17 protein-coding genes and 1 riboswitch are annotated in these 21,474 nt (G+C 77.1%); of the genes, 16 read left to right on the top strand and 1 reads right to left on the bottom strand.

The features are described from left to right. Positions 1-22 precede the first annotated feature (22 nt). The 3 genes from ACTMS9_RS13115 (at position 23) to ACTMS9_RS13105 (ending at position 2,639) form a co-directional block, all read left to right on the top strand. Positions 23-1,234 carry an MFS transporter gene (locus ACTMS9_RS13115; RefSeq protein WP_441165021.1) on the top strand — a complete coding sequence of 404 codons (1,212 nt, stop codon included), beginning with the start codon at positions 23-25 and terminating at the stop codon, positions 1,232-1,234. An 80-nt stretch (positions 1,235-1,314) separates the two neighbouring features. Then, positions 1,315-2,211: an aldo/keto reductase gene (locus tag ACTMS9_RS13110; RefSeq protein ID WP_441165020.1), complete on the top strand. Its 897-nt coding sequence runs from the start codon at positions 1,315-1,317 to the stop codon at positions 2,209-2,211. 92 nt (positions 2,212-2,303) lie between these two features. Beyond that, positions 2,304-2,639: a hypothetical protein gene (locus tag ACTMS9_RS13105; RefSeq protein WP_154936393.1), complete on the top strand. Its 336-nt coding sequence runs from the start codon at positions 2,304-2,306 to the stop codon at positions 2,637-2,639. Positions 2,640-2,643: 4 nt separating this feature from the next. On the opposite strand, the gene ACTMS9_RS13100 is transcribed toward ACTMS9_RS13105, so the two are convergent. Beyond that, positions 2,644-3,273: an MBL fold metallo-hydrolase gene (locus ACTMS9_RS13100; protein WP_441165019.1), complete on the bottom strand. Its 630-nt coding sequence runs from the start codon at positions 3,271-3,273 to the stop codon at positions 2,644-2,646. 404 nt (positions 3,274-3,677) lie between these two features. Continuing rightward, positions 3,678-3,854: riboswitch (cobalamin riboswitch) on the top strand. Between the two features lie 312 nt (positions 3,855-4,166). Between ACTMS9_RS13100 and cobN the strand changes: the two genes are divergently transcribed. The 13 genes from cobN to cobA all read left to right on the top strand — a co-directional run bounded on the left by cobN (position 4,167) and on the right by cobA (position 21,449). Beyond that, complete coding sequence (cobN, locus tag ACTMS9_RS13095) at positions 4,167-7,844, top strand: cobaltochelatase subunit CobN (RefSeq protein ID WP_441165018.1); 3,678 nt, start codon at positions 4,167-4,169, stop codon at positions 7,842-7,844. After that, positions 7,841-10,129 (top strand): putative cobaltochelatase, encoded by a 2,289-nt coding sequence (locus ACTMS9_RS13090; protein ID WP_441146088.1) that lies wholly within the window; start codon positions 7,841-7,843, stop codon positions 10,127-10,129. The genes cobN and ACTMS9_RS13090 overlap by 4 nt, the downstream gene beginning before the upstream one ends. Then, on the top strand, positions 10,129-10,740 hold the full coding sequence (gene cobO / locus ACTMS9_RS13085) for a cob(I)yrinic acid a,c-diamide adenosyltransferase (RefSeq protein WP_441146086.1): 612 nt from the start codon (positions 10,129-10,131) through the stop codon (positions 10,738-10,740). The genes ACTMS9_RS13090 and cobO overlap by 1 nt, the downstream gene beginning before the upstream one ends. After that, a complete protein-coding gene (locus ACTMS9_RS13080) occupies positions 10,734-12,098 on the top strand; it encodes a cobyrinate a,c-diamide synthase (protein WP_441165017.1) in 1,365 nt (454 codons plus the stop codon). Before cobO ends, ACTMS9_RS13080 begins: the two co-directional genes overlap by 7 nt. After that, on the top strand, positions 12,095-12,847 hold the full coding sequence (gene cobI, locus ACTMS9_RS13075) for a precorrin-2 C(20)-methyltransferase (protein ID WP_441146082.1): 753 nt from the start codon (positions 12,095-12,097) through the stop codon (positions 12,845-12,847). The genes ACTMS9_RS13080 and cobI overlap by 4 nt, the downstream gene beginning before the upstream one ends. Continuing rightward, positions 12,844-13,674, top strand: a complete 831-nt coding sequence (gene cobM, locus ACTMS9_RS13070; protein ID WP_088961633.1) for a precorrin-4 C(11)-methyltransferase — start codon at positions 12,844-12,846, stop codon at positions 13,672-13,674. The genes cobI and cobM overlap by 4 nt, the downstream gene beginning before the upstream one ends. Then, positions 13,671-14,822, top strand: coding sequence for a cobalt-precorrin-5B (C(1))-methyltransferase (locus ACTMS9_RS13065; protein ID WP_441165016.1), 1,152 nt, complete (start codon positions 13,671-13,673; stop codon positions 14,820-14,822). The genes cobM and ACTMS9_RS13065 overlap by 4 nt, the downstream gene beginning before the upstream one ends. Beyond that, the gene (gene cbiE / locus ACTMS9_RS13060) at positions 14,810-16,051 is read left to right on the top strand and encodes a precorrin-6y C5,15-methyltransferase (decarboxylating) subunit CbiE (RefSeq protein ID WP_441165015.1); all 1,242 of its coding nucleotides are present in this window, start codon (positions 14,810-14,812) and stop codon (positions 16,049-16,051) included. Before ACTMS9_RS13065 ends, cbiE begins: the two co-directional genes overlap by 13 nt. A 194-nt stretch (positions 16,052-16,245) precedes the next feature. Further along, complete coding sequence (gene cobJ, locus ACTMS9_RS13055; protein ID WP_441146799.1) at positions 16,246-17,916, top strand: precorrin-3B C(17)-methyltransferase; 1,671 nt, start codon at positions 16,246-16,248, stop codon at positions 17,914-17,916. Continuing rightward, complete coding sequence (locus ACTMS9_RS13050) at positions 17,904-18,095, top strand: 4Fe-4S binding protein (protein WP_441146076.1); 192 nt, start codon at positions 17,904-17,906, stop codon at positions 18,093-18,095. Before cobJ ends, ACTMS9_RS13050 begins: the two co-directional genes overlap by 13 nt. Further along, positions 18,092-19,177, top strand: a complete 1,086-nt coding sequence (locus tag ACTMS9_RS13045) for a HoxN/HupN/NixA family nickel/cobalt transporter (RefSeq protein WP_441165014.1) — start codon at positions 18,092-18,094, stop codon at positions 19,175-19,177. The genes ACTMS9_RS13050 and ACTMS9_RS13045 overlap by 4 nt, the downstream gene beginning before the upstream one ends. Next, positions 19,174-19,770, top strand: a complete 597-nt coding sequence (locus ACTMS9_RS13040; protein WP_280836586.1) for a precorrin-8X methylmutase — start codon at positions 19,174-19,176, stop codon at positions 19,768-19,770. The genes ACTMS9_RS13045 and ACTMS9_RS13040 overlap by 4 nt, the downstream gene beginning before the upstream one ends. Further along, a complete protein-coding gene (cobA, locus tag ACTMS9_RS13035; RefSeq protein ID WP_441165013.1) occupies positions 19,767-21,449 on the top strand; it encodes a uroporphyrinogen-III C-methyltransferase in 1,683 nt (560 codons plus the stop codon). Before ACTMS9_RS13040 ends, cobA begins: the two co-directional genes overlap by 4 nt. The last annotated feature ends 25 nt before the right edge of the window (positions 21,450-21,474 follow it).

The following is a 21,474-nucleotide window of genomic DNA, read 5'->3' as shown; positions in this document are numbered from 1 at the left end:
ACCACCGGAAGGACCGCAAGCCGTGAGCCCACTCGTCACCGCGCCGAGCCCCGCCGTACCCCGGCAGGTGCTGGCCGCCCGCACCGGCGTCGCGGTGGTCTTCGCCCTCAACGGTCTCGCCGTGGCGTCCTGGTTCTCCCGGGTCCCCGCGGTCCGCGAGGCGCTCGGGCTCAGCGCCGGCCGGCTCGGCCTGCTGCTGCTGGCCATGTCCGGTGGCGCGGTGCTCGCCCTGACCACCGCCGGGCTGGTCACCCAGCGCCTCGGCGCGGCCCGCACGGTGGTGGCGTCCACCGTGCTGGTGGCGGTCGGGATGGCCGGTGTCGGGCTGGCCGCGGGAGTGGCCGGCTCGCTGCCCGGCGTGGCGGTCGCCCTGTTCGCCCTCGGCTACGGCTCCGGCACCTGCGACGTGGCGATGAACGTCGAGGGCGCCGCCGTCGAGAAGCGGCTGGGGCGCACCATCCTGCCGCGCTTCCACGCCGCCTGGAGCCTCGGCTCGGTGGCCGGTGCGGGCATCGGTGCGGGGGCCGCCCGCGTCGGGCTGCCGATCGGCGTGCACCTGGCGGTGCTGGCGGCGGTGGTGCTCGGCGGCACGATCCTCGGCGCCCGGGCCTTCCTTCCCGCCCAGCCGGCACCGGACACCGCCGCCACCCGGCGCGGTGGCCTGCTCGCCGCCTGGCGGGAGCCGCGCACCCTGCTGCTCGGCCTGCTGGTGCTGGTGATGGCGTTCGCCGAGGGCAGCGCGAACGACTGGCTCGCGGTCGCCTTCGTCGACGGGTACGACACGAGCGAGGCCGTCGGTGCCGCCGTCTTCGGGGTCTTCGTCACCGGCATGACCATCGGGCGGACCGCCGGCACCGTCGCCCTCGACCGCTGGGGACGGGTGCCCGTCCTGTTCGCCACCATCCTGCTCGCCGCCTTCGGCGCGGCGGTGGCGGTGCTGGCCGGCTCCGGGCCGGTCGCGATCGCCGGGGTGGCGCTCTGGGGGCTCGGCGCCTCGCTGGGCTTCCCGGTGGGGATGAGCGCCGCCGCCGACGACGAGGAGCGGGCTCCGGCGCGGGTCAGCGTGGTCGCGGTGCTGGGCTACACGTCGTTCCTCGCCGGGCCGCCGCTGCTCGGCCTGCTCGGCGACCGGGTCGGCATCCTGCACGCGCTGCTGGTCGTGCCGCTGCTGCTGCTGCCCACCCTGGCGCTGGTGCCGGTGACCCGGCCGCCGGCGCACCCCGCCAGCAGATAGAACCTAACAGCGGCCGGCCGTGGCCGGTATCGGGTACGCGGCCGACTGCGCAGCCCAGCCGTGCTGGCTAGGGTCGCCGGATGCCTACCGAAGAGATCACCGCCGGCGCCGCGGGCAGCTGGACCCTGGGCGACCGCGTCGTCCGCCGGATGGGGTTCGGCTCGATGCGGACCACCGTCGACCCCCATCCGGACCGCGCGGTGCGGGTGCTGCGCCGCGCCGTCGAGCTGGGCGTGAACCACATCGACACCGCCGCCTTCTACGTCTCGCCCGGCGGCACCCTGAACGTCGGCACCGGCCCCGCCCGGTACGCCACCGAGCTGATCCGCGCCGCGCTCGCCCCGTACCCGGAGGACCTGGTGATCGTCACCAAGGTCGGCTTCTCCTACGACCCGGCGACCGGCCTGCGCGAGGAGGCCACGCCGGCCCAGCTGCGCGCCCAGGTCGAGGAGAACCTGCGCCGGCTGGGCCGCGACCACCTCGACGTGGTGAACCTGCGGATCGTGAAGCGCCCCGGGCGGGACTCGGTGGCGGAGTCCTTCGGCGCGCTGGCCGAGCTGCGCGACGCCGGGCTGATCCGCCACCTCGGCCTGTCCAACGTCCGCCTGGACCACCTCGACGAGGCGCAGGCCATCGCCCCGGTGGTCTGCGTGCAGAACAGCTACGCCGTCGACAACCGGGGCGACCAGGACGCGCTGCTGCGCGAGTGCGGGGCGCGCGGGGTGGCGTACGTGCCGTTCTTCGCCCTCGCCGGCGTCCGGCGGGAGGCGGGCGCGGCGGCCGAGCACACCGCCGCCGTCCACGAGATCGCGCGGGCCCACGGCGCCACGCCGCACCAGGTACGCCTCGCCTGGACCCTGCACCAGGGGCCGCACGTGCTGGCCATCCCCGGCACCGGCGACGAGGCGCACCTGATCCAGAACGTCGCGGCCGGCGCGCTGCGGCTCTCCGCCGAGGAGCTGGCCGCGCTCGACTGAGCACGCCCGGTCAGCTCACGCTCACCCGCCTCGCAGCCGACTGTCAGGTGACGGTGCTCCACTGGAGGGACGCCGAGGAGAGGAGCGGGCAGATGGGCTGGTTCAGCCGGCGGTCGCGGGCCGCCGTCCCCACCCCGACGAAGCTCGACCGGGAGGCCACCCGCGAGGACCTGGCCGCGCTGGAGGAGTTCGTGACGAGCCGGCAGGGCGTGGAGTTCTACCTGGAGCCGGAGACCACCGCCACGGACACCACGGTGGTGGCGATCGCCCACGACGGCGAGTGGATCCGCCGCCGGACCGGCTCGCCGCAGGTGGCGGCGAAGCTGGCCGGCCGGCACGCCGTGCCGCTCTACGAGGCGGCGAAGACCGGCTACCCGGAGCGGATGCGGGTCTGGAACCGGGCCCACCCGGAGCGCCGGATGCGCTGACCGCTCACCCCTCGACGGCGGCGCGGGCCTCGTCGAGGGTCATCGGGTCGGCGTGGCTGGAGACGTACCAGTGGTAGCGGTCGTCGAGCAGCCGGCGCACCAGCGCCAGGTCGGGGCCGTCCCCGTCCTGGCGCAGGTGCATCGGCGGCGGGTAGAAGCAGTCGCCGAGCAGCATCACCGCCGAGTCGGGCACCAGCACCACGGTCGAGTCGGGGGCGTGCCGGCCGCCGACGTGGCGCAGCCGTACGCCGGTGGGCAGCTCCAGCTCGTCGGTGAAGGTGCGGGTGGGCGGCAGCACCGCGAAGTCGTCCCAGGAGTCCATGGCCAGGGCGCGGGCCCGGAAGCTGGGGCCGAGTCGCGGCTCGGCGCGGACCTGCTCGCGCAGGTAGCGTTGACTCCACGGGCGGGCCGCCTCGGCGCGCAGCGGCGCCTCCCCGGCGACGTGCCCGACGATCTCCACGCCCGGCCAGGCGCAGGCGCCCCACACGTGGTCCCAGTGGTGGTGGGTGTAGACCAGCCAGCGCGGCTCGGGCAGCCCCGCCGCCGTCAGCGCGGCGCGGATCTCCCGGGCGTGGCCCGGGCTGTGCCCGGCGTCGACCAGCACGCCGCCGCGCTCGTCGGTGATCAGCGCCACGCTCGGTTGGATGGTGCCCGGGTCGGGATCGCCCGGGTAGAGCCAGACCCGGCCGGCGAGGTGGTGGAACGTGGGCTCGGCGATGGCTGGGGTCCTTTCCCGATCGACCGGCGATTCTTCGGCCGGCGGGACCGATCGTAGGCGTTCGGCCCCCGGCCGATGGCCCCGCCGTCGACGCTGACCGGCGGATACCCGCCCGCACCGTCCCCTTTGCTCTGCTGCCGCCGCGGCAACAGCGAAGCGCTCCCAGTGGTGCCTCCGAGGCAGCAGAGCAAAGGGGGCGCGACATCGAGGTCGGACATTGTCCGAAGTGCGGGGACGGTCGCTGATGATCGTCGGGCTTCGATGGGCCGGCCCGCCCGGCGCGAGCCGGGGCGGCGTTGACCCGGTGCCGAGGGGTGTGGCAGCATTCGCGGCCTGACGGCAGTGAAGGAAGTCGGTGCGATTCCGGCGCGGTCCCGCCACTGTCACCGGGGAGCGATCCCCCCTTGCGAGTCACGGCCGTGTTCCTGCGGTTGGAAGGCCGGGGGAGAGCGTTGATCCGGAAGCCAGGATACTTCGGCCGTCGGAGCGACCCCAGGGCGTGGACACCCGAGGAGGACCCCGATGACGCGCAGCGTCTCCACCGCCGACGAGCCCCGTCGTACCCGTTCCGGGCGCGCTGACGCGCCCCTGCCCGGCCGCGCCGTCGCGCCGGCCGACCGTCCGGACACCCCGTCCGGCGCCCGCGCCCCGCGTTCCGCCGTTCACCGCTGACCGCCGCACCGTGCCGCCCACCGGTCCATCGCCGGTGATCCGCCCGGCGGCCCGTCGTACCCGCTGAACCGCGCCCGTCCCCTCGCCTCGCCCGACCGGCCCCGCGCCGGTCCGGGCGTCACTCTCCGGAGCCGTCCGTGCGCATCCTGCTGCTCTCCACCGCCGACACCGACCTGCTCGCCGCCCGCGCCAGCGGCGCCGACTACCGGCTGGCCAACCCCGCCCGGGTCGCCGCCGACGCCGTGCCGGCGCTGCTCGACGGCGTCGACCTCGCCGTCGTACGCCTGCTCGGCGGCCGGCAGGCGTGGCCGGACGGGCTGGCCGCCGTGCTCGCCTCGGGCGTGCCCACGGTGGTGCTCGGCGGCGAGGCGGTGCCCGACGCGGAGCTGATGGCCGCCTCCACGGTGGCCTCCGGAGTGGCCACCCAGGCGCTGTCCTACCTGGTCGAGGGGGGTCCGGAGAACCTGGCCGAGCTGGCCCGGTTCCTCTCCGACACGGTGCTGCTGACCGGCGAGGGCTTCGACCCGCCCGCGCCCACCCCCGCGTACGGGGTGCACGGCGACCGGGCCGCCGCGGTGTCGACGGCGACCCGCCCCACCGTCGGGATCGTCTTCTACCGGGCGCACGCCCTCGCCGGGAACACCGGCTTCGTCGACGTCCTCGCCGACGCGGTCGAGGCGGCCGGCGGCGACCCGCTGCCGATCTTCTGCGGCTCGCTGCGCGGGCTCACCCCCGGCGACGGGCCGCTGCCCCTCTTCGCCCGCTGCGACGCCCTGGTCGTCACCGTGCTCGCCGCCGGCGGTGCCGTCGCGGCGGACGCCTCCGGCGGGGGCGACGAGGATGCCTGGGACGTCGGCGCGCTCGCCGCCCTCGACGTGCCGATCGTGCAGGCGCTCTGCCTCACCAGCACCCGCGAGCAGTGGGCCGGCAGCGACGCCGGACTTTCCCCGTTGGACGCCGCGATGCAGGTGGCCATCCCCGAGTTCGACGGGCGGATCGTCACCGTGCCGTTCTCGTTCAAGCGCGTCGACGCCGACGGGCTCTCGGTCTACGCCGCCGATGCGGAGCGGGCCGCCCGGGTGGCCGGCATCGCCGTCCGCCAGGCCCGGCTGCGGCACGTGCCCAACGCCGACAAGCGCCTCGCCGTCGTGCTCAGCTCGTACCCGACCAAGCACTCCCGGGTCGGCAACGCGGTCGGCCTGGACACCCCCGCCTCGGCGGTACGGCTGCTCGCCGCCCTCGCCGACGCCGGTTACGACCTCGGCGACGAGCCGGTCCCCACCGACGGGGACGCGCTGATCCACGCGCTGATCGCCGCCGGCGGGCACGACGTCGAATGGCTCACCCCCGAGCAGCTCGCCGCCGCCGAGGCGCGGGTACCCGGGCAGACCTACCGGCGCTGGTTCGCCCGGGTGCCGGCGCCGCTGCGGGACCGGATGCGCACCCACTGGGGCGAGCCGCCCGGCGAGCTGTACGCCGACGGCGGCAACCTGGTCCTGGCCGGGCTGAGCTTCGGCAACGTGGTGCTGATGATCCAGCCGCCGCGTGGCTTCGGCGAGAACCCGATCGCCATCTACCACGACCCCGACCTGCCGCCCAGCCACCACTACCTGGCCGCGTACCGCTGGCTGGCCGCGCCGGTGGCCGACGGCGGCTTCGGCGCCGACGCGGTGGTGCACCTCGGCAAGCACGGCACGCTGGAATGGCTGCCCGGCAAGGGGCTCGGCCTCGCCGCCGACTGCGCCCCCGACGCCGTCCTCGGCGACCTGCCGCTGGTCTACCCGTTCATCGTCAACGACCCCGGCGAGGGCACCCAGGCCAAGCGCCGGGCGCACGCCGTCGTCGTCGACCACCTCGTCCCGCCGATGGCCCGCGCCGAGACGTACGGCGACCTGGCCAAACTCGAACAGCTCCTCGACGAGTACGCCACCGTCCAGGCGCTCGACCCGGCCAAGGTGCCGACCGTGCGGGCGCAGATCTGGGAGCTGGTCCGGGCCGCCGAGCTGCACCACGACCTGCACACCGATGACATGCCGGCCGCCGACGACTTCGACGACTTCGTGCTGCACCTCGACGGGTACCTCTGCGAGGTCAAGGACGTGCAGATCCGCGACGGGCTGCACATCCTCGCCGAGGCGCCCACCGGCGAGGCCCGGGTCAACCTCGTCCTCGCCGTGCTGCGCGCCCCCCAGGTCTGGGGCGGCACCCGCGCCCTGCCCGGCCTGCGCCAGGCGCTCGCCGCCGCGTACGGGCTGGACGAGCAGGACCTGCTCGCCGAGCCGGGACGGCGGATCGCCGTGCCCGAGCCGCTGACCGAGGCGGCCGACGGGCCGGCCGCCACCGCCGCCGACGCCGTCGACCTGGTCGAGGCCCTGGCCCGCCGGCTGGTCGTCGGCATGGAGACCCTCGGCTGGGACGCCGACAAGGTCGACGCGGTGGTCGAGGAGGTCACCGGCCGGGCGATCGGCGACGCCGCCGACGTGCTGCGCTTCGCCGCCCGCGAGGTGGTGCCCCGGCTGGCCCGGACCACCGACGAGATCGACCGGGTGCTCGGCGCGCTGGACGGCCGGTTCGTGCCGCCCGGCCCCTCCGGCTCACCCACCCGCGGCCTGGTCAACGTGCTGCCCACCGGCCGCAACTTCTACTCCGTCGACCCCAAGGCCATCCCGTCCCGCAACGCCTGGGACGTCGGGGTGGCCCTCGCGGACTCGCTGCTCGCCCGGCACCTCGCCGACACCGGCGCGTACCCCCGCTCGGTGGGGCTCACCGTCTGGGGCACCAGCGCCATGCGTACCCAGGGCGACGACATCGCCGAGGTGCTGGCCCTGCTCGGCTGCCGGCCGACCTGGGACGACCGGTCCCGGCGGGTCACCGGCGTCGAGGTGGTGCCGCTGGCGGAGCTGGGGCGTCCCCGGGTGGACGTGACCGTCCGCATCTCCGGCTTCTTCCGCGACGCCTTCCCGCACGTCGTGGCGCTGCTCGACGACGCGGTACGCCGGGTCGCCGCCCTCGACGAGCCGGCCGGGGAGAACTTCGTCCGGGCCCACGTGGACGCCGACCTCGCCGAACACGGCGACGCCCGCCGGGCGACCGCCCGGATCTTCGGCTCCAAGCCGGGGGCGTACGGGGCGGGGCTGCTGCCGCTGATCGACGCCCGGAACTGGCGCACCGACGCCGACCTCGCCGAGGTGTACGCCGTCTGGGGCGGCTACGCCTACGGCCGGGACCTGGACGGGCGGGAGGCGCGCGCCGACATGGAACGCTCCTTCGCCCGCATCGCCGTCGCCGTGAAGAACCAGGACACCCGCGAACACGACATCGTGGACTCCGACGACTACTTCCAGTACCACGGCGGGATGGTGGCGATGGTCCGCCACCTCACCGGCGCCGCGCCCGCCGCGTACGTGGGCGACTCGGCGATGCCGCACGACGTACGCACCCGCACCCTCGGCGAGGAGACCCGGCGGGTGTTCCGGGCCCGGGTGGTCAACCCGAAGTGGATCGCCGCGATGCGCCGGCACGGCTACAAGGGCGCGTTCGAGCTGGCCGCCACCGTGGACTACCTGTTCGGCTACGACGCCACCGCCGGCGTCGTCGACGACTGGATGTACGAGCACCTGGCCGCCGCGTACGTCTTCGAGGAGACCACCCGGGAGTTCCTGGAGCAGTCCAACCCGTGGGCGCTGCGCGGCATCACCGAGCGGCTGCTGGAGGCCGCCGACCGGGGCCTGTGGGCGGCGCCCGAACCGGCCACCCTCGACCGGCTCCGCGAGACGTACCTGGCCAGCGAGGGCGACCTGGAGGACCGGCAATGAGTGGCTACCCGTTCAGCGCGGTGCTCGGCATGGACGACATGCGCCTGGCCCTGCTGCTCAACGCCGTCTCCCCGGCCATCGGCGGGGTGCTGGTGCGGGGCGAGAAGGGCACCGCCAAGTCCACCGCCGTGCGGGCTCTCGCGGCGCTGCTGCCCCCGGTCGATCGGGTCGCCGGCTGCCGCTTCGCCTGCGACCCGGCCGCCGCCGACCCCGCCTGCCCGGACGGGCCGCACCCGGCCGAGCCGGCGGCCGAGCGCCGCCCGGCCCGCCTGGTCGAACTGCCGGTCGGCGCCGCCGAGGACCGGGTGGTCGGCTCGCTCGACCTGGAGAAGGCCCTCGGCGAGGGGGTACGCGCCTTCGAGCCGGGCCTGCTCGCCGCCGCCCACCGCGGCGTGCTCTACGTCGACGAGGTGAACCTGCTCCACGACCACCTGGTCGACCTGCTGCTCGACGCCGCCGCGATGGGCCGCTGCCACGTCGAGCGGGAAGGCGTCTCGGTCAGCCACGCCGCCCGGTTCCTGCTGGTCGGCACGATGAACCCGGAGGAGGGGGAGCTGCGCCCGCAGCTGCTCGACCGGTTCGGGCTCACCGTCGCCGTCGGCGCCAGCCGCGACCCGGCCGTCCGCGTCGAGGTGGTCCGCCGCCGGCTCGCCGCCGACGCCGACCCGGCCGGGTTCGCCGCCCGGTGGGCCGACGCCGACGCCGAGATCGCCCACCGGGTCGCCGCCGCCCGGCGGCGGCTGGACCGGGTACGGCTGCCCGACGCCGCGCTGCGCCAGATCGCCGAGGTGTGCGCCGCGTTCGACGTGGACGGGATGCGCGCCGACATCGTCACCGCCCGTACCGCCCTCGCGCACGCCGCCTGGCAGGGCCGGGACCGGGTGGGTGCCGAGGACGTCCGGGTCGCCGCCCGGCTCGCACTGCCGCACCGTCGCCGCCGCGACCCGTTCGACAGCCCGGACCTGGACGAGAAGCGCCTGGACGAGGCGTTGCGGCGGGCCCAGGACGAGCACCCGGACGACGACCCGCCTGGCGGCGGCCCGGCTGGCGGTGCCGGCCCCCAAGACGGTCCGGACGGCCCCGGCGGGGGCGGGGGCGAGGGCGGCCACCCGGCCGGCGGCCACGCCGACGACCACGGTCCCGGCGGTTCGGGCCCGGCAGGGCGCGGCGAACCCGGGTCGACCGAGGCCGACGACGACGGACGCTCCGGCGAACGGAACGACCGCCCCGACCCGGCCGGCCGCAGCGACGGCGGCTGGCCGGCGGACGACGACGACCGGTGGCTGGACCGTACCGACGGCGGTCCCGGCGACGGCCCCGACGGCGGCGACGGCCACGGCTCCCGCCCCGGAGGCGACGCGGGAGACGGCCGGACCGAGGGCCGGCCGGCGAGCGGGGCGCAGCCGGTGGCCGTACCCCAGGGTGGGTTGCGGGCCCGGCTGCTCACCGCGCCCGGGATCGGCGACGGCGTGCCGGGACGGCGCTCCCGCGCCCGGACCGGGCGCGGCCGGACCACCGGCGAGCGGGTGCCGGCCGGTCGGCCCGGCGCGCTGCACCTGCCGGCGACGCTGCGGGCCGCCGCCCCGCACCAGCCGGGCCGGGGCCGGCGCGGTGGCCCGCTGCTGCTGCGCCCGGACGACCTGCGCGAGGCGGTCCGGGAGGGACGCGAGGGCAACCTCGTGCTGTTCGTGGTCGACGCCAGCGGGTCGATGGGCGCCCGGCAGCGGATGTCCGCCGTCAAGGGCGCGGTGCTCGCCCTGCTCACCGACGCCTACCAGCGCCGGGACAAGGTCGCCGTGATCGCCTTCCGGGGCGCCGGCGCGCGTACCCTGCTGCCGGCCACCTCCTCGGTGCTGGCCGCCTCGACCCGGCTGGCCGAGCTGCCCACCGGCGGGCGCACCCCGCTGGCGGAGGGGCTGCTCGCCGCCGCCGAGCTGCTGCGGGTGGAGCGGCTGCGCGACCCGAAGCGCCGCCCGCTGGTGCTGGTCGTCACCGACGGGCGGGCCACCGCCGGCGACCGCCCGCTGGACCGGGCCGCCCGTGCCGCGGCGGTGCTCGCCGCCACCGGCGCGCCCAGCGTGGTCGTCGACTGCGAGTCCGGCCCGGTCCGGCTCGGCCTCGGTCGCCGCCTCGCCGCCCAGCTCGGCGCGGACCACCACCGCCTCGACACGGTCGCCACCGACCCCCTCCGCCAACTCGCCACCGGTCGGGCCTGCGCCTGCCGTGCCGGCACCCACCACAACTGCGCGAACGGACCCGCCACCACGACCAGAAGGAGCGCCTGATGCCGCAGGGCAAGCCGTCCACGGTGCCCGCCGACGGGCTGACCACCCGGCAGCGGCGCCACCGTCCGTTGCTGGTCGTGCACACCGGACAGATGAAGGGGAAGTCCACCGCCGCGTTCGGGCTGGCGCTGCGCGCCTGGACCGCCGGGCTGCCGATCGGGGTGTTCCAGTTCGTCAAGAGCGCCAAGTGGCGGGTCGGCGAGGAGAACGCCTTCCGCGCCCTCGGCGAGGTGCACGAGCGCACCGGCCAGGGCGCCCCGGTCGCCTGGCACAAGATGGGCGAGGGCTGGTCCTGGATCCAGCGCGGCGGCGCGGCCGACCACGCCGCCGACGCCCTGGAGGGCTGGCGGCAGATCCAGCGCGACCTGGCCGCCGAACGCTACGGCCTGTACGTGCTCGACGAGTTCACCTACCCGATGAAGTGGGGCTGGGTCGACGTCGACGAGGTCGTCGACACCCTCGCCGGCCGCCCCGGCTTCCAGCACGTGGTGATCACCGGCCGGGACGCCGACCCGCGGCTGGTCGCCGCCGCCGACCTCGTCGCGGAGCTGACCAAGGTCAAGCACCCGATGGACGCGGGCCAGAAGGGTCAGAAGGGCATCGAATGGTGAGCCCGGACGCGCCGTGGCCGCTGCCCCGGCTGGTGGTGGCCGCCCCGGCCAGCGGGCACGGCAAGACCACCGTGGCCACCGGCCTGCTCGCCGCGCTGCGCCGGCGCGGCCTGACCGTCAGCCCGCACAAGGTCGGCCCCGACTACATCGACCCCGGCTACCACGCCCTCGCCGCCGGGCGGCCCGGCCGCAACCTCGACCCCTGGCTGGTCGGCGAGGAGCGGATCGCGCCGCTGCTGCGGCACGGCGCGAGCGTCCCCACCCCCGCCGACGTGGCGGTCGTCGAAGGGGTGATGGGGCTGCACGACGGGGCGGTCGGCCGCGGGTCGTACGCCTCCACCGCGCACGTCGCCCGGCTGATCGACGCGCCCGTGCTGCTGGTCCTCGACACCACCGCGCAGGGCCGCTCGGCCGCCGCGCTGGTGCTCGGCATGCGCGCCTTCGACCCCGGCGTGCGCATCGGGGGAGTGCTGCTCAACCGGGTCGGCTCGCCCCGGCACGAGACCCTGCTGCGCGACGCCCTCGCCGAGGTGGGCGTACCGGTGCTCGGGGCGGTCACCCGGGCCGCCGAGGTGACCGCGCCGTCGCGGCATCTCGGGCTGGTGCCGGTCGCCGAACGGGCCCCCGAGTCGCTCGCCGTCGTCGACGCCCTCGCCGACCTGATCGAGTCCACCGTGGACCTCGACGCGGTGCTCGACCTCGCCCGGACCGCCCCGCCGCTGACCGTCGGAGCCTGGGACCCGGCCAGCGCCGTCGGCGGCCCCGCCGGCCCCGACCGTCCGGTCGTCGCGGTGGCCGGCGGCCCGGCCTTCACCTTCTCGTACGCCGAGACCACCGAACTGCTCGCTGCGGCCGGCGCCACCGTGGTCCGCTTCGACCCGCTGCGCGACCCCGCCCTGCCCGCCGGCACCCGCGCCGTCGTCGTCGGCGGCGGCTTCCCCGAGGTGTACGTCGAGGCCCTCGCGGCCAACTCCGCGCTCCGCGCCGAACTGGCCGACTTCGACGGGCCGATCGTCGCCGAGTGTGCCGGCCTGCTCTACCTCGGGCGCTCCCTCGACGGGGTGCCGATGTGCGGGCGGCTGCCGCACACCGCCCGGATGACCGGCACGCTCACCCTCGGCTACCGGGAGGCCGTCGCCGCCGCCGACTCCCCACCGCACCGGGCCGGCGAGCCGGTACGCGGCCACGAGTTCCACCGCACCGCCACCGACCCCGGCCACGGGGACCGGCCGGCGTGGCACTTCGACGGCGGGCGGCACGGCTTCGTCGACGGCCGGGTGCACGCCTCCTACCTGCACACCCACTGGGCGGCGCACCCGTCGGCGGCCCGCCGCCTGGTCGAGGCGGCGGCCCGGTGAGCGCGCCGACGCTGACCGGGGTGGGCGTCGGCCCGGGCGACCCCGAACTGCTCACCCTCAAGGCGGTGCGGGTGCTGCGCGAGGCCGACCTGGTGGTCGTACCGGTGATGGACCGGCTGGCCGCGGACGGCGACGCGCCCCCCGGCCGGGCGGAGACCACCGTGCGCGCGCACGTCGATGCGGACCGGCTGCGCCGGCTGCCGTTCGCGCTGGACGACCGGGGCGGGGTGACCGCCCGCCGGGAGCGGGCCTGGGACGCCGCCGCCCGGGCCGTGGTGGCCGCCCTCGACGGCGGCGCCGCCTCGATCGCCTTCGCCACCATCGGCGACCCGAACGTCTACTCCACCTTCGGCTACCTGGCGCAGAGCGTCCGGGCGCTGCGGCCGGCCGTCGAGGTGCGCACCGTGCCCGGGATCACCGCGATGCAGGAGCTGGCCGCGCGCAGCGGCGTGCCGCTCTGCGAGGGCCGTGAGCCGCTCACCCTGCTGCCGGCCACCGCCGGGCTGGCGCTCGTCTCCGACGCGCTGGCCGGGCCGGGCACCGTCGTCGTCTACAAGGGCTGGCGGCGGCACCCCGAGCTGGTCGACGAGCTGCGCCGCCACGACCGGTTGCCGGACGCCGTGCTCGGCCGGTCGGTCGGCCTGCCCGGGGAGCGGATCGGGCCGGTCGACGCCGCCGCCGACGACCTGCCGTACCTGTCGACACTGCTGGTCCCGGCGCGCCGGGACCGCCGGGGAGGAAAACTGTGACGACCACCGGAAAGGTCTGGTTCGTCGGGGCCGGACCCGGCGCCGCCGACCTGCTCACCCTGCGCGCCGCCCGGGTGATCGGCGCCGCCGACGTGGTGATCTGGGCGGCCAGCCTGGTGCACGCCGACGTCCTCGCCCACGCCCGCGCCGACGCCGAGATCGTCGACTCGTCGCAGCTGCCGATCGAGGGGGTGCTGCCGCTGTACCGGCGGGCCGCCGCCGAGGGGCTGACGGTGGCCCGGATCCACTCCGGCGACCCGGCGCTCTGGGGCGCGGTGCAGGAACAGCTCGACCTGTGCCGGGCGCTCGACCTGGCCGTCGAGATCGTGCCCGGGGTGTCCTCGTTCACCGCGGTGGCGGCCATCGTCGGCCGGGAGCTGACCATCCCCGAGGTGGCCCAGTCGGTGATCCTCACCCGCCTCGAGGGCGGCAAGACGCCGATGCCGCCGGGGGAGCGGGTCCGCGACTTCGCCCGGCACGGCACCACGATGGCGCTGTTCCTCTCCGCCGCCCGCTCCGGGCAGGCGCAGGCCGAGCTGCTGGCCGGCGGCTACCCGCCGGACACCCCGGTCGTGGTGGCGTACCAGGCGACCTGGCCGGACGAGCTGGTGGTGCGCTGCGCGCTGGCCGACCTGGAGGCCACCGTCAAGGAGCACCGGCTCTGGAAGCACACCCTCTTCCTGGTCGGCCCCGCGCTCGCCGCCACCGGCACCCGCTCGCACCTGTACCACCCCGGGCACTTCCACACCTTCCGCCGGGCCGAGCCGGCCGCCCGCGCCGAGCTGCGCCGCGCCCGCGCCGCCGGGTCGGGGGACGGCCCCCGGTGACGTACGTCGAGCCGCCGCTGCGCGAGCCGGACCTGCCGCGTACCGCAAAGGTCCGGCCCACCGCGCTGCGTACCGGTTGGACCACCGGCGCCTGCGCGACGGCGGCGGCCAAGGCCGCGATGACCGCCCTGGTCACCGGTGTGCCGCAGCCGGAGGTGGAGATCGGGCTGCCCGGCGGCCGGCGGGTCAGCTTCCCGGTCGCCCGGTGCGACCTCACCCCGGCGCCGGAGGCGCGCGCCGAGGCGGTGGTGGTCAAGGACGCCGGCGACGACCCGGACGTCACCCACGGCGCGCACCTCACCGCCACCGTCTGCTGGCGCGCCGAGCCCGGCCTGGACCTCGCCGGCGGCCCCGGCGTCGGCACCGTCACCAAGCCCGGGCTCGGCCTCGCCGTCGGCGGCCCGGCGATCAACGAGACCCCGCGCCGGATGATCGGCCAGGCCGTGGCCGAGGTGGTCGACCTCACCGAGGTGGGCGTCCGGGTGGTGATCAGCGTGCCGGGCGGCGAGGTGATGGCCCGCAAGACCACCAACCGGCGGCTCGGCATCCTCGGCGGCATCTCGATCCTCGGCACCACCGGGATCGTCCGGCCCTTCTCCACCGCCTCCTGGCGGGCCAGCGTGGTGCAGGCGGTGCACGTGATGGCCGCCCAGGGCGAGTCGACCGTGGTGCTCTGCACCGGCGGGCGGACCGAGCGGGCCGCCCGGGAACTGCTGCCGGAACTGCCCGAGGTGTGCTTCGTCGAGGTCGGCGACTTCACCGGCGCCGCGGTCACCGCCGCCGTTGGCGACGGGATGACCGGGGTGGTCTTCGTCGGGATGGCCGGCAAGCTGGCCAAGCTCGCCGCCGGCATCCTGATGACCCACTACACCCGCTCCAAGGTGGACCTGTCGCTGCTCGGCGCGGTCACCGCCGAGGCCGGCGGCGACGCCGACCTGGTCGCGGCGGTCACCGCGGCGAACACCGGGCGGCACGCGTACGAGCTGTGGGAGGCCGCCGGCCTGCTCGGCCCCGCCGGGGACCTGCTCTGCCACCGGGTACGCCAGGTGCTGCTCCGCTTCGCCGAGCGGGCGGTCACCGTCGACGTGGCCATGGTCGACTTCGCCGGCTCCCGGGTCGTCGCCTCCTCGGGCCGGTGGGCCGCGTGACCGCCGGCGCGGCCGTGACCGTGGTGGGGATCGACGCCGCCGGTCGGCCGGTGCACCCCGGGCTGGCCGAGGCGCTCGCCGCGGCCGGGCTGGTGGTCGGGGGGGCCCGGCATCTCGCCGCCGTGCCGGTGCCGCCCGGCTGCCCGACCGTGACCCTCGGGCCGCTCACCCCCGCCCTGGACCGGCTCCGCGCCGCCGTCGCCGCCGGCGAGCACGCCGTCGTGCTGGCCAGTGGCGATCCCGGCTTCTTCGGCATCGTCCGGCGGCTGCGGGCGGCCGGGCTGCCGCTGCGGGTGCTGCCGGCGGTCTCCAGCGTGGCTGCCGCGTTCGCCCGCGCCGGACTGCCGTGGGACGGCGCCGCCGTGGTCACCGCGCACGGCCGCGACCCCCGGCCGGCGCTCAACGCCTGCCGCGCGCTGCCCGCCGTCGCGGTGCTCACCGCGCCCGGTGCCGGAGCGGCCGAACTCGGCGCCGGCCTCGTCGGCTGGTCCCGCCGCCTGGTGGTGGCCGAGCACCTCGGCACGGCCGACGAGCGGGTCACCTGGGCCACCCCCGAGGACGCCGCCAGCCGCTGCTGGGCCGACCCGCACGTCCTGCTCAGCCTCGCCCCGCCCGCCGGTGACGCGGACGCCGGGGCCGGGATGGGCCCGATGCGCGCGGACAACCAGCCGGCCGCCGCGCCGGCCGGCGGCTGGGCGCTGCCCGAGTCCGCGTACGCCCACCGGGACTCGATGATCACCAAGGCGGAGGTACGCGCCCTCGCGGTGGCCCGGCTCCGCCCCCGGCTCGGCCGGCTGGTCTGGGACGTGGGCGCCGGCAGCGGTTCGGTGGGCATCGAGTGCGCGCTGCTCGGCGCGGCGGTGATCGCGGTGGAACGCGACCCGCGGGCGCCGGTGCGGGCCAACGCCGCCCGGCACGGCGTCGACGTCCGGCTGGTGACCGGCTCCGCCCCCGAGGCGCTGCGCGGGCTGCCCGACCCGGACGCCGTCTTCGTCGGCGGCGGCGGCACGGACGTGCTCGCCGCGGTGGCCGAGCGCCGGCCGGACCGGGTGGTGGTCACCCTCGCCGCGCTGGACCGGGTCGCCCCCGCCGTTCACCTGCTGCGCGACGCCGGCTACGCGGTCGAGGGCAGCCAGCTCGCCGCCGCCCGCCTCGCCGACCTGCCCGGCGGCTCGCTGCGCCTGGCCGCCACCAACCCGGTGGTCGTGCTGACCGGAGAGCACCGGTGACCACGCCACTCACCCACCACACCGGACCCTCGCGGGGAGCACACGTGCACCAGACCGCACCACCCGACACCGTTCCGACCGGAGCCGACACCGCGCCCGGCCCGGCTGCGACCGTGCCCGGCCCGGTCGGGGACACGACCGTTGCGGCCGCGAGCCCGACGGTCGGGACCCCGGCCGGTCCCGCCAGCGTCGGGCTGGTCGCCGCCACCGCCGCGGGCCGGCGGCACGCCCGTACCCTCGCCGACGCCTGGCCGCACGCCCGGGAGATCCCCGGGGAGACGGTCGCCGACGCGCTGCGGACGGCCTGGGCGCAGTGCGACGCGGTGGTGGCGTTCCTGGCCACCGGGGCGGTGGTCCGGATCCTCGCGCCGCTGCTCGGCGACAAGCGCACCGATCCGGCCGTGGTGGTCGTCGACGAGGCCGCCCGGCACGCGGTCGCGTTGCTCGGCGGGCACGCCGGCGGCGCGAACGCCCTCGCCGCCGAGGTGGCCGTGCTGCTCGACGCCCGCCCGGTGGTCACCACCGCCACCGACGCGGTCGGCCTGCCCGGCCTGGACACCCTCGGTTGGCCGGTCGAGGGGGCGGTGGCCGCCGTCTCCCGGGCGATCCTCGACGGCGAGCCGGTCCGCCTCGACTCCGACGCCACCTGGCCGCTGCCGCCGCTGCCCGAGAACGTGCGCGCCGACGCGCCGGACGGCGGGTACCGGCTGCTGGTCACCGACCGGGTCGTGCCGCTGGACGGGCGGACCGCCGTGCTGCGCCCGCCGTCCCTGGTCGCCGGGATCGGCTCCAGCCGGGGCGTGGCCGCCGCCGAGGTGGCCGGGCTGCTGCGCCGGGCGCTCGCCGGGGCCGGGCTGGCCGAGGCCAGCCTGCGCTGCCTGGCCAGCGTCGACCTCAAGGCCGACGAGGTGGGCATCGTGGACACCGCCCGCGCGCTCGGCGTACCCCTGCGGACCTGGCCGGTGGCGGAGCTGGCCGCCGTCGAGGTGCCGCACCCCAGCGAGGTGGTCCGCGCCGCCGTCGGCACCCCCAGCGTCGCGGAGGCCGCGGCGCTGCGCGGCGGCGACGCCATCCTGCTGGTGCCGAAGACCGCCTCGGCGATGGCGACGGTCGCCGTCGCCCGGCACGCCCCGCGCGGCCGGCTGGCGATCGTCGGGCTCGGCCCCGGCGCGCCCGACCTGCGCACCCCGCGCGGGGTGGCCGAGTTGCGCCGGGCCGCCGTGGTCGTCGGCCTCGACCAGTACGTCGCGCAGGTCCGCGACCTGCTGCGGCCGGGCACCCGGGTGCTCGCCAGCGGGCTCGGCGCGGAGGAGGAGCGGGCCCGCGCCGCCGTCGCCGAGGCCACCGCCGGCCACGCGGTCGCGCTGATCGGCTCCGGCGACGCCGGGGTGTACGCGATGGCCAGCCCCGCCCTGGAGTACGCCGACGCCCGCGTCGACGTGGTCGGCGTGCCCGGGGTGACCGCCGGGCTGGCCGCCGCGGCGCTGCTCGGCGCGCCGCTCGGGCACGACCACGTCTACCTGAGCCTGTCCGACCTGCACACCCCGTGGGAGGTCATCGTCCGGCGGATCACCGCCGCCGCCGAGGCCGACCTGGTCGCGCTGCTCTACAACCCGCGCAGCCGGGCTCGGGACTGGCAGCTCGGTGAAGCGCTGGAGCTGTTCGCCGCGCACCGCCCGCCGGACACTCCGGTCGGCGTGGTGCGCAACGCCAGCCGCGCCGGCGAACGGGTCCACCTGGCCACCCTGGCCACCTTCGACCCGGCCCTGGTCGACATGTACGGCGTGGTGGTCGTCGGCAGCACCCGAACCCGGCTGGTCGCCGGCCGGATGGTCACGCCCCGGGGGTACCGGTGGCGGGGGTGATCATCGGCGCCTGCCAGGGCTGCGGCGCCTGCCTGCTCACCTGCCCGACGCACGCCATCCGGCCGACGCCGGGCGGCCTGACCGTCCGCGACGACCGCTGCACCGGCTGCCTGGAGTGCTTGGAGATCTGCCCGGTGGACGCCATCCGCGCCACCGCCGAACCACGAGGAGACCGATGACTTCGACCCCGACCACCGCCCCGCCCGTCGGCCGGTGGAGCCGCGCCGAGCGGGTCCGCCTCGGCGGCGTGGTGGCCGCCGTCGCCGCCCTGCACGTCGCCGGGTGGAGCCTCTACCTGTACTGGAACGACCAGCCGGCGGCTGCCGGCGGGCTGGCCGGCGCCGGCGCCCTCGCGTATCTGCTCGGGGTGCGGCACGCCTTCGACGCCGACCACATCGCCGCGATCGACGACACCACCCGGCTGATGCTGCTGCGCGGCCGCCGGGCGGTCGGCGTCGGCTTCTTCTTCGCCCTCGGGCACAGCGCGGTGGTGCTGCTGCTCGCCCTGGTGATCGGGCTCGCCTCGGCCACCATGACCGACGGCGGCCTGGCCGGCATCCGCGAGGTCGGCGCGGTGGTCGCGGCGGCCACCGCCACCGCGTTCCTGCTGCTGGTGGCGGTGCTCAACGCGGCGGTGCTGGCCGGGATGGCGAAGCTGTGGCGGCGGCTGCGCGCCGGCGCGCTGGACGAGTCCGAACTGGACCTGCTGCTGCTCAACCGGGGCCTGGTGCACCGGATCCTCGGCTCCCGCGCCCGGTCGCTGGTCCGCTCCTCCTGGCACATGGCCCCGGTCGGTTTCCTCTTCGGCCTGGGGCTGGAGACCGCCAGCGAGGTCACCCTGCTGTCGCTGTCGGCGAGCACCGCCGCCGGCGGCGGCCTGCCGGTGCTGGCCCTGCTCACCCTGCCGCTGCTCTTCGCCGCCGGGATGTCCGCCATGGACACCGCCGACAGCCTGCTGATGGCCCGCGCCTACTCGTGGGCGTACCGGCACCCGGCCCGGCGGCTCTGGTACAACCTGGCCACCACCGGGATGACCGTGCTGGTCGGTGCCCTGGTCGCCAGCGTCTACCTGGCCAGCCTGCTGGTCGACCAGCTCGGGCTGACCGCGCTGTCCGGGTACGCCGCGCTGGGCGACCACTTCGAACAGCTCGGCTACGCGGTGGTGCTGCTCTTCGTGCTGGCCTGGGTCGGCGCGGTGGTGCTGTGGAAGCTGCGCGGCCACGACCGGCGCTACGGCGGCACGGCCGAGGAGCGACCGTGACCCGTGTCGTGCATCCCATCGAGCGGGAGTCGTACCGGATCCTGCGGGACCGGGTCGACCTGCGTCACCTGCCCCCGCTGAGCCGGGCGGTCACCGAGCGGGTGGTGCACGCCAGCGCCGACCTCGGCTACGTCACCGAGCTGGTCTGCGACGAGGCGGCGCTGGCAGGTGGGCTGGCCGCGCTGCGCGCCGGCGCGCCCATCGTGGCCGACGTCTGGATGGTCGCCGCCGGGATCACCGGGGCCGGTCGGGACATCGTCTGCCCGGTCGCCGAGCCGGCCGCCGCCGAGCTGGCCCGCGACACCGGCCTGACCCGCTCCGCGGCGGCGGTGCGCATCGCCCTGGACCGGGTCGGGCCGGGCGCCGTCTGGGTGGTCGGCTGCGCGCCGACCGCACTGGCCGAACTGATCACGCTCGACGCGGCGCCCGCCCTGGTCGTCGGGCTGCCGGTCGGCTTCGTCGGCGCCGCCGAGAGCAAGGCGGCGCTGCGGGCCAGCGGCCTGCCCGCCGTGTCCAACGTCGGCGAGAAGGGCGGCTCGGCGGTCGCCGCCGCCGCCCTCAACGCCCTGCTGTACCAGGAGGAGGCGCCATGACCGCGCTGGTCATCGTCGGGCACGGCACGCGCAGCGCGGCCGGGGTCGACCAGTTCACCGCGCTCGTCGACCGGGTCCGGCGGCGCGCCGCCGGCAGCGCCGGCGACGTCGAGGGCGGCTTCATCGAGCTGTCCCGCCCGCCGCTGACCGACGCGGTCGGCGCGCTGGCCGGCCGGGGCCACCGGTCGCTGGTGGCGCTGCCGCTGGTGCTCACCGCCGCCGGGCACGGCAAGGGCGACATCCCCGCCGCGCTGGCCCGCGAGCAGGACCGCCACCCCGGCCTGACCTACCGCTACGGGCGGCCGCTCGGGCCGCACCCGTTGCTGCACACCGCCTTGGCGGAGCGGATCGACGCCGCCCTGGCCGGGGCCGACCGGGCCGGCACCTGGGTGGCGCTGATCGGCCGGGGCTCCACCGACCCGGACGCCAACGCCGAGGTGGCGAAGGTGGCCCGGCTGCTCTGGGAGGGGCGCGGCTACGCCGGGGTCGAACCGGGCTTCGTCTCCCTGGCCGAGCCGTCCGTGCCGGCGGTGCTGGAGCGGCTGCGCCGGCTCGGCGCCCGGCGGATCGTGGTCGCCCCGTACTTCCTCTTCGCCGGGGTGCTGCCGGACCGGATCGTCGCCCGGTCGACCGAGTTCGCCGCCGCCCACCCCGACCTGGACGTGCGGGTGGCCGACCTGATCGGCGACTGCGACGCGCTGGCCGACCTGGTGCTGGAACGGCACGCCGAGGCGCTGCGCGGGGACATCCGGATGAACTGCGACACCTGCGCGTACCGGGTGCTGATGCCGGGCTTCGCCGACAAGGTGGGCCGGCCGCAGACCCCGCACGACCACCCGGACGATCCGGTGGGCGGCCACCAGCACCACCACCACGACGGGCACCAGCACCACGGGCACCACCAGCACGGCCAGGACCCCGGCCTGCGCCCGGGCCAGGTCGCCGTGGTGGGCGGCGGCCCCGGCCCGGACGACCTGATCACCGTACGGGGGCGGGCGCTGCTGGACGCCGCGGACGTGGTGGTGGCCGACCGGCTGGCCCCGCAGGGCCTGCTCGCCGGGCTGCGCCCCGGGGTGCTGGTGGTCGACGCGGCGAAGGTGCCGCGCGGGCCGTCGATGGGGCAGGACACCATCAACGACACCCTGATCGCGCACGCCCGCGCCGGCCGGCGGGTGGTCCGGCTCAAGGGCGGCGACCCGTACGTCTTCGGCCGGGGCCACGAGGAGGTCCAGGCCTGCGCGGCGGCCGGGGTCCAGACGGTGCTGGTGCCCGGGGTGAGCAGCGCGGTCGCCGCGCCGGCCCTGGCCGGTGTGCCGGTCACCCACCGGGGGGTCGCGCACGAGTTCACCGTCGTCTCCGGCCACCTGCCGCCCGGGCACCCGGACTCGCTGGTGGACTGGGCGGCGCTGGGCCGGGCCCGGGGCACCCTGGTGCTGATGATGGCGGTCGACACGGTGCAGAAGATCGCGGCGGTGCTCATCGAGCACGGCCGGGCGGCCGACACCCCGGTCCTGGTGGTGCAGGACGCCGGCCAGCCGGGTCAGCGGTCGCTGTCGTCCCGGCTGGACGAGGTGGGGGAGCTGGCGGCCCGGGAGGACGTCCGGCCGCCGGCGGTCTTCGTGGTGGGCCCGGTGGTCGGGCTGACCGGGCGCGCCCGGCCGGCCGATCCGGTTCCGTAGCCGCCGACCGGCCGCCCCGGACGGG

It is taken from the genome of Micromonospora sp. L31 (genome assembly GCF_052068075.1).
Classification (GTDB): Bacteria; Actinomycetota; Actinomycetes; order Mycobacteriales; family Micromonosporaceae; genus Micromonospora; species Micromonospora purpureochromogenes.
This window is presented reverse-complemented; position numbering and strand designations above follow the sequence as displayed.

Excerpts from the sequence above, each read along its gene's own strand:
- cobA (WP_441165013.1), top strand. The coding sequence starts at position 19,767 with ATGACCGCGCTGGTCATCGTCGGGCACGGCACGCGCAGCGCGGCCGGG.
- ACTMS9_RS13080 (WP_441165017.1), top strand. The coding sequence starts at position 10,734 with ATGGTGAGCCCGGACGCGCCGTGGCCGCTGCCCCGGCTGGTGGTGGCC.
- ACTMS9_RS13105 (WP_154936393.1), top strand. The coding sequence starts at position 2,304 with ATGGGCTGGTTCAGCCGGCGGTCGCGGGCCGCCGTCCCCACCCCGACG.
- ACTMS9_RS13110 (WP_441165020.1), top strand. The coding sequence starts at position 1,315 with ATGCCTACCGAAGAGATCACCGCCGGCGCCGCGGGCAGCTGGACCCTG.
- ACTMS9_RS13090 (WP_441146088.1), top strand. The coding sequence starts at position 7,841 with ATGAGTGGCTACCCGTTCAGCGCGGTGCTCGGCATGGACGACATGCGC.
- cobO (WP_441146086.1), top strand. The coding sequence starts at position 10,129 with ATGCCGCAGGGCAAGCCGTCCACGGTGCCCGCCGACGGGCTGACCACC.
- ACTMS9_RS13045 (WP_441165014.1), top strand. The coding sequence starts at position 18,092 with ATGACTTCGACCCCGACCACCGCCCCGCCCGTCGGCCGGTGGAGCCGC.